Annotated in this window: 16 protein-coding genes; 7 read left to right on the forward strand and 9 right to left on the reverse strand. The window is 64.3% G+C overall.

Annotated features, from left to right (window positions below; all coding sequences use genetic code 11):
* Both IVB32_RS06585 and IVB32_RS06590 read left to right on the forward strand, forming a co-directional pair.
* The coding region (locus IVB32_RS06585) for a transglutaminase family protein (protein WP_247410026.1) at positions 1-587 on the forward strand (587 nt) is incomplete at its 5' end.
* On the forward strand, positions 587-778 hold the full coding sequence (locus tag IVB32_RS06590) for a hypothetical protein (RefSeq protein ID WP_018453604.1): 192 nt from the start codon (positions 587-589) through the stop codon (positions 776-778). The genes IVB32_RS06585 and IVB32_RS06590, both read left to right, overlap by 1 nt.
* 27 nt (positions 779-805) lie before the next feature.
* Here IVB32_RS06590 and IVB32_RS06595 read toward each other — a convergent pair whose 3' ends face one another.
* Complete coding sequence (locus IVB32_RS06595) at positions 806-1,579, reverse strand: DUF2189 domain-containing protein (protein WP_018453603.1); 774 nt, start codon at positions 1,577-1,579, stop codon at positions 806-808.
* A gap of 310 nt (positions 1,580-1,889) precedes the next feature.
* Here IVB32_RS06595 and IVB32_RS06600 point away from each other — a divergent pair, with 310 nt between their 5' ends.
* The gene (locus IVB32_RS06600) at positions 1,890-4,118 is read left to right on the forward strand and encodes an ATP-binding protein (RefSeq protein ID WP_247296177.1); all 2,229 of its coding nucleotides are present in this window, start codon (positions 1,890-1,892) and stop codon (positions 4,116-4,118) included.
* On the opposite strand, the gene IVB32_RS06605 is transcribed toward IVB32_RS06600, so the two are convergent.
* From IVB32_RS06605 to IVB32_RS06630, 6 genes are all read right to left on the reverse strand, one after another.
* Complete coding sequence (locus IVB32_RS06605; protein ID WP_018453601.1) at positions 4,119-4,562, reverse strand: hypothetical protein; 444 nt, start codon at positions 4,560-4,562, stop codon at positions 4,119-4,121. It abuts the gene before it with no gap.
* An 81-nt stretch (positions 4,563-4,643) separates the two neighbouring features.
* Entirely contained in the window at positions 4,644-5,111 is a 468-nt protein-coding gene (locus IVB32_RS06610) for a MarR family transcriptional regulator (RefSeq protein ID WP_018453600.1), read from the reverse strand.
* A 9-nt stretch (positions 5,112-5,120) separates the two neighbouring features.
* Positions 5,121-6,731 (reverse strand): acyl-CoA synthetase, encoded by a 1,611-nt coding sequence (locus tag IVB32_RS06615; protein WP_204512330.1) that lies wholly within the window; start codon positions 6,729-6,731, stop codon positions 5,121-5,123.
* A gap of 118 nt (positions 6,732-6,849) precedes the next feature.
* A complete protein-coding gene (locus IVB32_RS06620; RefSeq protein ID WP_247296249.1) occupies positions 6,850-7,986 on the reverse strand; it encodes an epoxide hydrolase family protein in 1,137 nt (378 codons plus the stop codon).
* A gap of 160 nt (positions 7,987-8,146) precedes the next feature.
* Complete coding sequence (locus IVB32_RS06625) at positions 8,147-8,602, reverse strand: GatB/YqeY domain-containing protein (RefSeq protein WP_018453597.1); 456 nt, start codon at positions 8,600-8,602, stop codon at positions 8,147-8,149.
* A 33-nt stretch (positions 8,603-8,635) separates the two neighbouring features.
* A complete protein-coding gene (locus IVB32_RS06630; RefSeq protein ID WP_204512331.1) occupies positions 8,636-9,364 on the reverse strand; it encodes an alpha/beta hydrolase in 729 nt (242 codons plus the stop codon).
* A gap of 146 nt (positions 9,365-9,510) precedes the next feature.
* Between IVB32_RS06630 and carA the strand changes: the two genes are divergently transcribed.
* On the forward strand, positions 9,511-10,701 hold the full coding sequence (gene carA, locus IVB32_RS06635) for a glutamine-hydrolyzing carbamoyl-phosphate synthase small subunit (protein ID WP_026232561.1): 1,191 nt from the start codon (positions 9,511-9,513) through the stop codon (positions 10,699-10,701).
* Positions 10,702-10,866: 165 nt separating this feature from the next.
* Positions 10,867-11,388 carry a hypothetical protein gene (locus IVB32_RS06640; RefSeq protein ID WP_247360997.1) on the forward strand — a complete coding sequence of 174 codons (522 nt, stop codon included), beginning with the start codon at positions 10,867-10,869 and terminating at the stop codon, positions 11,386-11,388.
* Between the two features lie 124 nt (positions 11,389-11,512).
* Here IVB32_RS06640 and IVB32_RS06645 read toward each other — a convergent pair whose 3' ends face one another.
* Positions 11,513-12,037 carry a DNA starvation/stationary phase protection protein gene (locus IVB32_RS06645; protein WP_007596666.1) on the reverse strand — a complete coding sequence of 175 codons (525 nt, stop codon included), beginning with the start codon at positions 12,035-12,037 and terminating at the stop codon, positions 11,513-11,515.
* 113 nt (positions 12,038-12,150) lie between these two features.
* Between IVB32_RS06645 and IVB32_RS06650 the strand changes: the two genes are divergently transcribed.
* The gene (locus IVB32_RS06650; protein WP_247296182.1) at positions 12,151-12,852 is read left to right on the forward strand and encodes a class I SAM-dependent methyltransferase; all 702 of its coding nucleotides are present in this window, start codon (positions 12,151-12,153) and stop codon (positions 12,850-12,852) included.
* A 264-nt stretch (positions 12,853-13,116) separates the two neighbouring features.
* Here IVB32_RS06650 and IVB32_RS06655 read toward each other — a convergent pair whose 3' ends face one another.
* The gene (locus IVB32_RS06655; RefSeq protein WP_247296184.1) at positions 13,117-13,488 is read right to left on the reverse strand and encodes a helix-turn-helix transcriptional regulator; all 372 of its coding nucleotides are present in this window, start codon (positions 13,486-13,488) and stop codon (positions 13,117-13,119) included.
* Positions 13,489-13,600: 112 nt separating this feature from the next.
* Between IVB32_RS06655 and IVB32_RS06660 the strand changes: the two genes are divergently transcribed.
* Positions 13,601-14,402: MFS transporter (locus tag IVB32_RS06660; RefSeq protein WP_346731091.1), on the forward strand; the 802-nt coding region annotated here is incomplete at its 3' end.

Consider the following 14,402-nt stretch of genomic DNA (forward strand, 5'->3'; position numbering starts at 1 on the left):
GCGTCGTGAGCGACAGCGGCCTGCCCGATCCAGTGTTCCCGAACGCGGCTCAGCACGCCGTCGAGGCGCTGCCGACCGACACGCTCGTCTATCTGCTCGGCAGTCGCTACTGCGAGACCGATCGCCTGTCGGATATCGCATGGAAGTTGTTCGAGCACACGCCGCCCGGCTGGGCGCGGGTCCAGGCCATCTGCGATTTCGTTCATCGTCACATCGCCTTCGGCTATGAGCACGCGCGCGCGACCAAGACGGCGCGGGAAGCCTACGACGAAGGCAAGGGCGTGTGCCGCGACTATGCTCATCTTGCCATCGCGTTCTGCCGCTGCATGAACATCCCGGCGCGTTACTGCACCGGTTATCTCAGCGACATCGGCACGCCGAAGCCCTGGGCCGTGGGAGATTTCGCCGGCTGGTTTGAGGCTTATCTCGGCGGAAGCTGGCACATGTTCGATCCGCGCAACAACACGCCGCGGATCGGTCGCGTGTTGATCGCACAAGGACGCGATGCCGCGGACGTCCCGATCACCCAAACCTTCGGTCCGAATACCCTTGTCAATTTCAAGGTATGGACCGACGAGGTTGCCTGATGACAGACAGCAGCGTTGCACTCAGCGCCGATGAATTTGCGTCCTTGGCCGAGATCGGCAAGGGCAAGGCGCAAGGCGAAATCCCGCAAGCGCACGGCGAGCGCCTGACCAACCTCGGTTATGCAATCAGGCGCCTCGGCGAACTCGAACTGACCTCATCCGGCGAACGCCGGCTGGCAACCGGCGAATAGCTCGCTGCCGTTGCGTCCGGCTTCCCGCTACGCCACCGGCACCACGATCCGCCGATAAAGATGCCAGGTCGCGTGCCCGAGCACGGGCAGCGTCACCACCAGCCCCAGAAAATACGGCAGCGCCGAGACGATCAGGACCATCACGATCACCGCGGCCCAGCCAATCATCGGCAGCGGGCTGGCCACGACCGCGCGCACGCTTGTCACCATCGCCGTGACGAAATCGACCTCGCGGTCGAGCAGCAGCGGAAACGACACGACCGTCAGCGAAAACAGGATCAGCGACAGCACCGCGCCGACCGCGTTGCCGATGCCGAGGAACAGCAGGCCCTCGTTCGTGGTCAGCACCACCGTCATGAACTCCTGCAGGCTCGAGAACGAGGCATGCAGGCCAAGCAGCAGCGCGATCAGAAGCCGCACCTGATACATCCAGACCACGAACACGAACAGCGTGACGAAGGCCATCCAGCCGATCTCGCTGCGCGCGCGCACAGCCGACCAGATCGCGCCGAGCGAGACGGGCTCGCCGCGCTCGCGACGGCGGCTGACTTCATAGAGCCCGATCGCCACGAATGGCCCGAGCAGCGCGAAGCCGGCGGCCAGCGGATAGACCAGATAGACCATGCCGAACGCAGTGAAGCACAGCATGATGGCGATGCCGCCGGCGGCGTAGAGCGTACCGAAGCAGAGGCCGTAAAGCGGCAGCGCCTGGAAATCCCGCAGGCCTTCGACCAGCGCCTCGGCGATGTCGGTCGCCGCGACGGGACGCACCACCGGGTCGACCTTGCCCGAAATGGACATCAGCTTCCTCCTCGTTCGCCGGCGCGATCTCCGTCGCACGCGGATTGACTCGATCTTAGCGTCCCCGCGGCAGGTGCGCACGCGCGAGTTGTTGGCTGGACGACAGTATCCCGAAGCCGCCGGCGCAGACCCGGGAAAACCACCGCGCCGACGGCGCGCGTCCTTCGGGAAGCTCATCCGTCCTGCCCGCGGCTCGAAATCTTTCCCCGTCGGGGACTTTTTCGACCCGATGCCTATGGACTGAGCGGCGGGTGGTGCCGCAAATTGAGTCTTTGAACGAGCGCGATGACTCGAATGGACCGTCCGACCGATGAGCTTGCGTACCCGACTACTGATACTCGTCATCGCGGCCATGCTGGTGCCGGCGAGCCTCGTCGGGCTGCGTTTCGTGCAGAACCGGAGCAGTGAAGTCAACGCCGCCCTGGCCAATCTGTCGGCCTCGGCCGACGACATTGCGAGCGATCTGGGTGGGAAGATTCAGGGCACCGCTCAGCTTCACTATGGTCTGGCCCGCGCGCGCGACCTCGACACGCGCGACAAGGCGGCGTGCTCGGCGTTTCTGTCGGACGTGCGCGAGGAATACCCTCAGTTCACGGGAATCCTGACCATCGATCCGGACGGCAGCCTGTTCTGCGACTCGCTGCGGACCAACCGCACCCTCGATCTGAGGGATCGCGCCTATTTCAAGCAGGCCCTGGTCTCGCGCAACGTCGTGGTTGAGCCGGTATTCGGCCGGCTGACCGGAATATCGGTGCTCCAGATCGCATATCCGGTGCGATCGGAGGCGGGCGCGCTGAAGCTGGTGCTGCTTGCCTCGTTCAACCTGCGCAAATTCGCCGAGTATCACCACAAGCGGCTGCTCGCCGAGAAGGATATTCTGCTCATCGACGGCAAGGGCACCGTTCTCGTCGCTCCCTTGGGAGCCGGCTGGACCGCGCCCGTGGGCGCGTCGATCGCGGGATCCGACCTGCTCGGCTTCGCGACGGCTCCCGATCAAAAGGCATTTCAGGAAGTGACCGATCGCGACGGCCGCACGCAGGTCTGGGCCGTCGCCCACTCACCTTCGATCCGTGATGCCGGCCTCTACATCCTGGTCGGACGGTCCAAGGACGGATTGGTCGCGGCGGCGAATCGCCGGCTCTATGAGGATATGGCGATCCTCGCGGTGGCCTTGCTGCTGCTGCTGGCCGGCGTATGGATCCTCGCGACCGTGAGCGTCGGGCGCCAGGTCGGGCGGCTCGCCAACATGGCGAAGAGACTCGGGCTCGGCGATCTCAACGCGCGAATTCCTCCTCCCCATCCGCGCGGCGAGCTGGGCGGATTGATGACCCTGCTCAACGACACTGCCGAATCGCTTGAGCAGCAACGGGCGGCCATCGCGGACCTCAACCAGAAGCTCAGCCAATCCCAGAAGATGGAGGCCATGGGTCAGCTCACCGGCGGTGTGGCGCATGACTTCAACAATCTCCTCACCGTCATTCTCGGCAATTCGGAGCACCTTGCCGACAGGCTGGCGGGGAACAAGGAGTTGCACCGGATCGCCGGCGACATCGCGACAGCTGCCGAACGCGGCTCCGACCTGACGCGGAGCCTGCTCGCCTTCGCGCGCAAGCAGCCCCTGAGGCCGCGAGACATCGACATCGGCGAAAAGATTAAGGAGGTGGAGCACTTGTTGCGCCGCCCCTTGGGCGAGCACATCGAATGCACCTTCGCGCTCGCACCGGACCTGTGGTTGATCAGCGTCGATCCCGGCCAGCTCACGACTGCGCTGCTCAATCTCGTGCTCAACGCGCGCGATGTCATGCAGTTGGGCGGCAGGCTGACCATCGAGGCGCGCAACGTCTCGCTCGGTGAATCCGACTTGGACATCAATGGCGAACCGCGACCAGGCGACTATGTCATGGTGGCCGTGATCGACACCGGCAGCGGCATGACCGCCGAGGTGGCGAGCCGGGCGTTCGAGCCGTTCTTCACCACCAAGGAGGTCGGCAAGGGGACCGGGCTCGGCCTGAGCATGGTCTACGGTTTTGTGCGGCAGTCCGGCGGGCTGGTGCAGATGCAGTCCGCACCGAGACAAGGCAGCACCGTCAGGCTGTTCTTTCCCCGCCTGGCAACACCGCCAAACGAGGACGCCTCACCCGCCGAAGGGATCGTCACGCGCGAAGGAAGCGAGACCATTCTCGTCGTCGAAGACAACGACATGGTTCGGACTTATGTCGAAAGCGAGCTGAAGACGCTCGGCTATCGCGTCATCACGGCCGCGAGCGGCCCGGCGGCGCTCGACTTGTTGCGCCAGTCCGGGGATATCGACCTGCTGTTCACCGACGTCGTGATGCCCGGCGGCATGTTCGGGCCGGAGCTTGCCCGGCAAGCAATCCAGCTGCGACCCGGGCTCAAGGTGCTCTTCACCTCCGGCTACAGCCAAAATCCGGTCTCGGCGCCCGACGCAATCGGCGATGCCCGCATCCTGACCAAGCCGTTCCGGCGGCGAGACCTCGCCGCCATGCTGCGATCTGCGCTGTCGACGCCGTCGCGGTAGTCAGGAGCGCGACGCGAGGAGAAGCGCCGCACCCAGATTGGCCACGAACAAGGCCGCGTCGATGACGAAGATCCTGAGCATCGGGCCTTTCAACACGGGCCAATAAGCGACCCCGACGCGTCCTCCGCGCAGCAGGACCGGAAGGTTGTAGGCGAACTGGCTGAAATGGCAGGCGGCAAAGAACAGGAACAGCACCAGCTGCGCTTCGACCGGCTGGAAGAAGACCGGACGGGCTGCCAGAAGGTAGAGCGACAGAAGGCCGATCGGCAGATTGATGCCGCCAAGGAATGCCACGCTGGCCGACAATGTCGGCGCGATCGGATTGGTGCGCTCTTCCCGCGGCAGGAGAATCTTCAGTGTATTGGCTTGCGCAATGCTGAACTGGATGAAGGCGCCGCCGAACCAGAGCGCGTTGAGGAGCAGCACGATATCCGAAAGACGCATGGCGGAGCCCTCCCACGGCTCGTTGGCCAGGAAAGTGGCAAAGCCCGCTCCTCATGTCAACCATGTTGACTTCAGGAATCGTCAGTTGGTGTCGGCGATCGCCTCCATCACGCCCATCCACGCAGCCGCACCTGTCGCTCCGACGCGATCGAACGCCTCGCGCAGCACCTTGCGCTCGTGGTCCGATGCGCGCTGCTCGATGCGCTGCCCCGCGGCCGTCAGGCGCAGCAGCTTCGAGCGATGCTGCTCGGGCGAGCGTTTTGAGGTCAGGAGCTTGCGCTCAAGCAACAAATTGAGCGGCCGGTTCAGGGCCTGCTTGGAAATGCCGAGGATCTCGATCAGCGAGCCGATCGCGATATCGGGCCGGCGCGCCACCACGTAGAGGATGCGATGGTGCGGGCGCGACAGTCCTTGCTTGGCGAGATATGCGTCGGCTTCGAGTGTCATGCCGCGCCAGCCGTAATACATGAGCTCCAGCGCCGCATCGAGTTCGCTCAGCTTCGCAAGTGAAGCGCGGTGAAGCCCCGCGGCTTGAGACGTCTTTGCCATTGCAGGAAGCTAACCCCTCGTCCGCAGCTCGCGCCGCAGCACCTTTCCGGTGGCGGTCATTGGAAGTGTCTCCGCGAACTCCACGAACCGTGGGTATTCGTGGGCGGCGAGTTGCACCTTGACGAACTCCTGGATCTCGCGCGCGAGTGCGTCGCTGGCGGCAAAGCCCGGGCGCAGCACGATCCAGGCCTTGATCGATTCAGTGCGGATCGGATCGGGAATGCCGACCACCGCCGCCATCGCCACCGCCGGGTGCTTCATCAGCGTGTGCTCGATTTCGGACGGGCCGACACGATAGCCGGCGGTGGTGATGACGTCGTCCTCGCGGCTGACGTACCAGAAGTAACCGTCCTCGTCCTGCACCCCGAGATCGCCGGTGAGCAGGAACTCGCCGGCATATTTCTTCGACGTTGCCTCCGGATTGCGCCAGTATTCGAGCATCGTGCAAGGACAGGGTTGGCGCACCCCGATGATGCCGCGCTGGCCACGTGGCTGCTCCTCGCCTCTGTCATTGACGATGCGGACGTCGAAACCCGGCGTCGCCTTGCCCATCGAACCGGGGCGGATCGGAAACAGATTCGCGTTGCTGCCGATCACGAGATTGCATTCGGTCTGGCCAAACACCTCGTGCGCGTCGACGCCGAAGGTCTCGCGCACCCAGCCGAGCAGCTCGCCGCCGAGGGACTCGCCGCCGGTAAAGATGCTGCGCAGCTTGATGCCGGAATGCGTCACGCCGGCCTGCCGCATCAGCTTCAGCGCGGTCGGCGGCAGGAACACATTACGCACGCCGAGATCGGCCATCATCTGCATCGCCGCTTGCGGCTCGAACTTTCGCGCGCGGTGACCGACCAGGGGAATGCCGTGGTACCAGAACGCGAACAGGCCGTTGATGAGGCCGCCGATCCAGGCCCAGTCCGCCGGCGTCCACATCAGATCGCCGGGGCGCGGCAGGAAGTTGTGGCACATCTCGACATTGGGGAGATGTCCGAGCACGACGCGGTGGGCGTGCAGCGCGCCCTTCGGATTGCCCGTCGTGCCCGAGGTGTAGATGATCAGCGCGGGATCGTCAGCAGACGTGTCCACCAGCCTGAAGTCGGGCGATGCAGCCTTGACCGAATTCCAGAACGATGTCGTACCCGCCGGCGTTCGTTCGCCAACGATGTAGACCTTCTTCAGCTCCGGCAGACGGTCGCGAATCTTCGAAAGCTTCTCCCAGCCACCCTCGTCGGTGACGATCGCCCTCGCTTGCGAGTTCGACAGGCGGAATTCCAGCGCGTCTTCGCCGAACAATGCGAACAGCGGAATGGAGATCATCGCCGAACGGAACGCGGCCATGTGCGCGATCGGCAGCTCCAGCGACTGCGACAGGAACACCGCGACGCGGTCGCCGCGGACAAGGCCATCCGCCCTCAGCACATTGGCGAAGCGGCGCGACATCTCCGCGACATCGTCGAAGGATGTGCGCGTGATGGCGCCGTTCTCATCGAGATAGACCAGCGCCAGCCGGCCGGTGCCGTCGGCGTGGCGATCGCAGCAGGCCTCCGCCAGGTTGAAGCGCGCCGGGATCTCCCAGCGGAAATTGCCGTAGAGTTCGTCATAGGTGCTGGCTTCGGTGAGCATGGTCGTTTCCCGGCAGCGTCGTCTGACCGGACTTGTCCCGGCCATCCACGTTCTTGTTTGACCTGAGTTTAAGGGCGCGGATGCCCGGGACAAGTCCGGGCCTGACGGAGAATGCGTCTCAGCGCACCGTCCGGAAGAACTTTCTGACCTCGCCGACATACAGCTCCGGCTGCTCGAATGCGGCGAAATGGCCGCCCTTCTCCATCTCGCTCCAATGCGTGATGTTGCGGAAGTTCGGCTCCATCCAGCGCCGCACCGGCGTGATGATCTCCCTGGGAAAGACAGCCACGCCCGTCGGCACCTTGACGACCGGCGTGGTCCGGCGCTTGCCAAAGCTTTCCCAATAGAGCCGCGCCGACGAGGTCGCGGTCTCCGTCGCCCAGTAGAGCATGACATTGTCGAGCAGCTCGTCCTTGGTGAAGATGTTCTCGGGATGACCGTTGCAATCGGTCCAGGCCCAGAATTTTTCCAGAATCCAGGCCGCCTGCCCGCTCGCCGAATCCGTCAAGCCGTAGCCGAGTGTCTGCGGCCGCGTCGATTGCTGCTTCGAATAGCCGGAGTCGAGGTCGACGTAATGCTGGAGGCCGGCGAGCGCGCGCTTCTCTTCCGGCGTCGGTTCGCCCTCGACTTTCGGCGCGGCGTTGAAGGCGAGCGTGATGTGGATGCCGGCGCAATGCTCGGCGTCCTGCATGCCAAGCGAGGTCGTCACTGCCGAGCCCCAGTCGCCGCCCTGCGCGCCGTACCTGATATAGCCGAGCCGGTCCATCAGCTGGGCCCAGGTCGCGGCGATACGATCGACGCCCCAGCCGGTGGTCTTGGGTTTGCCGGAAAAGCCAAAGCCCGGCAGCGACGGGCAGACAACGTGGAAGGCATCGGCAGGATTGCCGCCATGCGCGACAGGATCGACCAAGGGCGCGATCACCTTCTGGAATTCGACGATCGAGCCGGGCCAGCCATGGGTGATGATCAGCGGCAGTGCCGACGGCTCCTTCGAGCGCGCATGCAGGAAGTGGATGTCGAGCCCGTCGATCTCGGTGGTGAACTGCTCGAAGCAGTTGAGTTTCGCTTCGCGCGCGCGCCAGTCGTAGCCATCAGCCCAATAGGTGCAGATTTCCTGGATCCATGCCAGCGGCGCGCCCTGGCTCCAATCATCGACCAGCTCCGCCTCCGGCCAGCGCGTGCGGGCGAGGCGCGACTTGAGGTCGGTGAGGACGTCGTCGCTGATGGCGATGCGGAACGGCTTGATGGCGGTCATGGGAGAGGCCCTGCTCATCGGAGGTTCTCGTCATGGCCGGGCTCGTCCCGGCCATCCACGTTCTTTCTCTCCATTTTGAAGAACGTGGATGCCCGGCACAAGGCCGGGCGTGACCAGGATGATAGTCTGTCAGCTCCTGGCAAACCTTCGGCGCGGCCGCCTAGCCCGTCAGAGCAGCCTTCACCAAACCAGAGGCCTTGCCGAAATCCATCTGGCCGGCGTACTTGGTCTTCAACACGGCGATCACCTTGCCCATGTCCTTCATGCCGGCGGCGCCGGTCTCGGCGATCGCGTCCGAGATCACCTTCTTGACGTCGTCATCCGACATCTGCTTCGGCAAGTACGCGGAGATCACCGCGATCTCGTCGCGCTCCTGCGCGGCGAGTTCGGCACGGCCGCCCTTCTCGTAGAGCTCAACCGATTCCTGGCGCTGCTTGATCATCTTCTGAAACACGCCGAGCAAGTCCGCGTCCGAGAGCGGCGGCTTGCCGTTGCCGCGCGCCTCGATGTCGGCGTTCTTGATGGTCGAGTTGACCATGCGCAGCGTGGACAGCTTGCGCTCTTCCTTGGCCTTCATGGCCTCCTTGACCGCATTGTTGATGTCGTCGCGCAGCATGATCGTGATCCCCTAGACTATCCGACGCCTGATCTAGGCCGTTCGCAGCCCGGAGACAACCGGGGTTCCCAGCCATTCGACCAGCGCCCGCACCGTCGCCGCAGGCTGCTCCGGTTGCGGCAGGTGTCCGCAATTCTCCAGAACGACGAGCCTTGCGCCGGCAATGCCCTCCGCCATCTCCTTCGAGAATGCGTTGGGAATCGTGTTGTCCTGATCGCCCGTCAGCACCAATGTCGGGCATTTGATCGTCGCAAGCGTCGGCCGTGAATCCACCCGCGCGATGATCGCGGTCTGCTGCCGCAGATAGCCTTCGACGCCGACGTCATCGCCCTGCTCGTGTACGAGCTGGCGAATGCCTGCATCGTCGCGGCGCGACGGATGCACCAGTTCGGGAAACATCTCCTCGCGCGCGGCACGCAGCTCCCCGCGCCGGGCCAGCTCCATCAGGCCGCGGCGGCGTGCGGTCGCCTCCTCCGTGTCGGGCCGCGCCTGAGTGTTGATCAGCGCGAGCCTGGCCACCCGCTCGGGCGCCTGGCGCATGATCTCGAGGGCGATGTAGCCGCCCATGGAATGGCCGGCGAGCGCGAAGCGCGGCGGCGCCTCGCTCAGCACCCGCCGGGCGATCGCCGCCATGCTGTCATCGCGAATATGGTTGGCGACCATCACCGGGCCGAACTGCCACAGCGACGGGATCACCGGTGCATAGATCCGGGCCGAGGAGGCTAATCCCGGAACCAGCAGAATCGGCGTCGTCTGGTCCATTATTGCCTCCCGAGCCCCGGAATTTGCCGGAAATTATGCTGCGGAGCTTAGGGGCCCAAGCCGACCTGTCAAATATGCAAAAACGCATGTGAATCGGCGCATCTCCGCTTTGACGGCAGCGCCCGCGGGGACTATGAACCGGGCTCATGACACAACATGATAACGATCACGCTTGGCCGGACCACAAACCGACCGCGCTGTTGGTGCTTGCCGACGGCACGGTGCTCGAAGGCTTTGGCCTCGGCGCCGAAGGCCAAGCCGTCGGCGAGGTCTGCTTCAACACCGCGATGACCGGCTATGAGGAGATCCTCACCGATCCCTCTTATGCCGGCCAGCTCATCACCTTCACCTTCCCGCATATCGGCAATGTCGGCACTAACGACGACGACATCGAGACGGTGAACATGGCCGCGACGCCCGGCGCGCGCGGCGTGATCCTGCGCACCGCGATCACCGATCCCTCGAACTATCGCGCCACCAAGCACCTCGACCAGTGGCTGAAGGCGCGCGGCATCATCGGCCTCTCCGGCATCGACACCCGCGCGCTGACCGCGCTGATCCGCAACAAGGGCATGCCCAACGCCGTAATCGCGCACGCCAGGGACGGCGAGTTCGACCTGCACGGCTTGAAGGAAGAAGCGCGCGAATGGCCCGGCCTCGAGGGCATGGACCTGGTGCCAATGGTCACCTCAGGCCAGCGCTTCACCTGGGACGAGACGCCCTGGCTCTGGGACAAGGGCTTTGGCCGCCAGGACAAGCCTGAGTTCAACGTGGTCGCCATCGATTACGGCATCAAGCGCAACATTCTGCGCCTGCTCGCCGGCGTCGGCTGCAAGGTAACGGTGGTGCCGGCAACGACGTCGTCCGAGGATATCCTGGCGATGAAGCCGGATGGCGTGTTCCTGTCGAACGGTCCCGGCGATCCGGCCGCGACCGGCAAATATGCCGTGCCCGTGATCCAGGACGTGATCAAGTCGGGCACGCCGACATTCGGAATTTGCCTTGGCCATCAGATGCTCGGCCTCGCCGTCGGCGCCAAGACCAAGAAGATGCACCAGGGCCATCACGGCGCCAATCATCCCGTGAAGGACGAGACCACCGGCAAGGTCGAGATCACCTCGATGAACCACGGCTTTGCCGTCGACGAGAGCACCCTGCCGACGGGCGCGACGCAGACCCACATCTCGCTGTTCGACGGCTCCAATTGCGGCATCCAGCTCGACGGCAAGCCGGTGTTCTCGGTGCAGTACCACCCCGAGGCCTCACCGGGTCCGCGCGACTCGCACTATCTGTTCCAGCGCTTTGCCGATCTGATGCGGCAGAACAAGAGCGTGTAGGGCGCGCGCTCTCCTGCAACTGCTTTGACGACATCGAGCCCGGGCCTTCGCCCGGGCTCTTGTCGTTCCGGGCGCAGCGCAGCGCGAATCCGGAATGACAGCGGAACGAGGAACGCCGCTTAACTCCCTTCGTTGATCACTGCTACGCTCACGCAGGAGCCTCTTATGTCTGTCGTCCGCGACAATGCCGAGCCGCTCGCCATCGTATTTGAGGATGACGGGCTCGTGCCCAACAATATCCTCCCCTTCCTGGTCTACCAGGCCGCGGTGAAGCTCGATTCCAGACAGCCGGAAGAGACGATCGAACGCTTGTTCGAAGCGAACGGCTGGGGCGGCACGTGGCGCAATGGCGTGTTCGATTATCTGCATTATCACGCAACGGTGCACGAGGTGCTCGGCGTTGCGCGTGGCAGCGCGCGCGTCCGCTTCGGCGGCGACCACGGCCAGGAGCTGGAGATCAAGGCCGGCGACGTCGCGATCCTGCCCGCCGGCACAGGTCACCAACGCATCAAGGCCAGCGCGGATTTCTGCGTGATCGGCGCCTATCCGCCGGGCGCGAAGATGGAGGTCACCCGCGCAACACCGGAGAACCACGCCAAGGCGCTGAAGACGATTCCAAACGTCGCGCGGCCGCCGGCCGATCCGGTGACGGGCAAGAACGGGGCGTTGATGCGGTTGTGGCGGTAGCTACAAAGACGGTGCAGTAGGGTGGGCAAAGCGAAGCCTGCCCACCAAACAGTTTGAACTGCGGAGAGATAGTGGGCACGGCGCGCGAAGAGCGCGCCTTTGGCCACCCTACGACAGTGTGCCCCTACGCCTCGTTCGCGCCTTCCTGTCTTGTGGCTTCGAACAGGAACCAGGTGCGGCGCTCGGTCTCGTCGATGAAGTTCTCGAGGATGCTGGCGCTGGCGACGTCGCCGGCGTCGTCGCAGACCTCGTGCGCCTTGCGCATTGCGGCGGCGACATGCTTGTTGTCCTGCATCAGCTCGCGCAGCATCTCGCGCGGCGGGACATAGTCTTCGTTGTTGTCCTTGATGGTCTGGAGCTTGGCGATCTGCCCGATCGATTTCAGCGTGGTGCCGCCGATCTTGCGGACGCGCTCGGCGAGCTGGTCGGTGGTGGCGAAGATCTGGTCGGACTGCTCGTCGAGCAGCAGATGATAGTCGCGGAAATGCCGGCCGCTGATGTGCCAGTGGAAATTCTTGGTCTTCAGATACAGCGCGAACGCGTCGGCCAGAAGCACGTTGAGTGCCTCCGAAACCTTGTTGACCGCCTGGGACGACAGATCGGTGGGCGTGTCGAGGTCGGGCGAGACCTTTTGTGGAGCTTTGCTCACGGGAAACCTTCCTGTTAGGACGCAGACATTGACGGCGCGCCGCCGCACCCCTAACGCAGGCGGGCTGCGCCGGTTCCTGCAACGGAACCGTTTGGCCGGGGCCCTCGACGACCATGGACGATTGGATCGATTATTACGACTCGACGCACACGATCTATGTCAGCAAGCTGCATCGCGACTTGCACTTCCAGATCATCGCGCGGGACATCATCGGCTACATCTCTTCGCCCGAGGCGACCGTGCTCGACTATGCCTGCGGCGAGGCGCTGTCGGCGAGCCAGGTCGCGGCGGCCTGCGGCAAGCTGATCCTCGCCGAGCCTGCGCCCGGCGTACGCGGCCGGTTGATCGCGCGGTTTGCCCCGAACACGAAAATCCGCGTCCGCTCGCTCGACGACGTCCGCAAGATGCAGGAGCAGTCGATCGATCTCGTCGTGATGAACTCGGTCGCGCAATACATGACGCCGGACGAGCTCGACGCCGCGCTCCTCAACTTCTCCCGTATCCTGAAGCCCTCGGGCAAGCTCGTGCTGGGCGATATCCTCCAGCCCAATGTCGGCATGTTCAGGGACGTTACGGCGCTGCTCAGCTTCGGCCTGCGTCACGGCTTTTTGAAAGATGCACTGATCGGGCTGATCAGCACCGCACTGTCGGATTACCGTCAGCTGCGAACGCGCATCGGGTTACAGCGCTACAGTGAGGAGGAGATCACCGCCACGCTCAAGGGAGTCGGCTTCGCGGTCCAGCGTGCTCACCGCAATATCGGCCACAATAGCTGGCGCATGACGTTCGTCGCGCGGCCGCCGCTGGTCCGTTGAGCTTGGTGGATCCGTTAAGCATAACGTCTGCCTGAGGTGGCTTGTCGCACCCCGATCGGTAATGATCGCCGCGGCCCGGTGGCGGAAGTGTCTACGCGAGGGCGATGCATCGCTCTTTATCCTGGTTCAAATCCAGGCCGGGTCTCCACGCTTCGCCCCTCACGGGGCTACGCGTGGCGCAGCCACGCGAGGCCCGAAGGGGGCTAAGCGTGTCCGGCGTAGCTGGAGCGAAGGGCAAGCGTAGAGGGACTGGCCGCCCAATCCTCAATCAGCCTCAACCACTTCACATTCCGACACAAGCCGCAGCCGGTCGGCATCTTTTGCCGCGGAGGTGATGACAGCATCGAGCAGGCCCGGAAAGCGTGCGTCCAGATCGTCGCGGCGCAGGCGCACGAAGCGGTTGGTGCCGGCGACGCGGGTCTGCATCAGGCCGCATTCGCGCAGCTTGGCGAAGTGATAGGCAAGATTCGACTTGCCGCTGAGCCCGTTGAAATCGCCACAGCACAGCTCGCCGCTGACACGTTCCTGCTGCGCGAGCTGGTACACGATCGCCAATCTGATCGGATCGCTCAGGCAATCCAGAACCATCGGCAGTTCGATCTGCTCGCGGGTGGGGTGGGGTGGGGTGCGGCTCATCGTCCGAAGAGCATAGCGAAATGACCTGGATGTTCAATAGTTCTTGAACCAATTGACTCCTGACCCGGTCCCATCAATAGTTCAATAAACGTTGAACATAGGGATTTCTCCGATGAGCGTATTCTGGTTGGCCTTGGGAGCCTTTGCGATCGGCACGGAAGGCTTTGTCATTGCTGGGCTTTTGCCGTCGATCGCCACGGACCTGGCGATTTCCGTCCCCGCCGCCGGGCAGTTGGTCACAGCCTACGCCCTCACCTATGCGGTCGGCTCGCCGATCTTGGCGGTGACACTGAACAATATCGACCGCCGCACCGTGCTGGCCTTGGCGCTATCGACCTTCATCGCCGGAAACCTCGCGGCGATGGTGGCGTCGAATTACGCCCTGCTGCTGGCCTCGCGCATGCTGATGGCGCTGGGCTCCGGGCTGTGCATGCCGACCGCGCTGGCCGTATCCGTGGCCGTCGCCGCGCCGGAGCGACGCAGCCGCGCGGTGGCGCTGGTTACCTCGGGCCTCACGGTTGCGACCGTCATCGGCGTTCCCCTCGGCAATCTCGTCGGCAGCCTGCTCGGCTGGCGCGCGACCTTTGCCATGGTCGCCCTGATCGGTGCCGTTGCGCTCGCCGGCCTCCTGCTCGGTCTGCCCCGCGGCCTGCCACGCAACACGGCCTCGCTCAGCGATCGGCTGGCAGTGGCGCGTCACCGCAATGTCCTGACGGCGCTTCTGATCACGATTTTATGGGCGCTCGGTGGCTTCACCGTCTTCACCTATTTCGCGGTCCCGCTGCGCGGCCTTGGATTCGATGCGTCGCAGATCAGCCTCGCGCTGCTGGTGTTCGGCGGCGCCGCCGCGATCGGGAACATGTTCGGTGGCGTCCTGGCCGACCGGCTCGGCACGCTCGCCACAGCAGGTCTCG

The organism is Bradyrhizobium sp. 23, assembly GCF_023073295.1.
Taxonomy (GTDB): Bacteria; Pseudomonadota; Alphaproteobacteria; order Rhizobiales; family Xanthobacteraceae; genus Bradyrhizobium; species Bradyrhizobium canariense_D.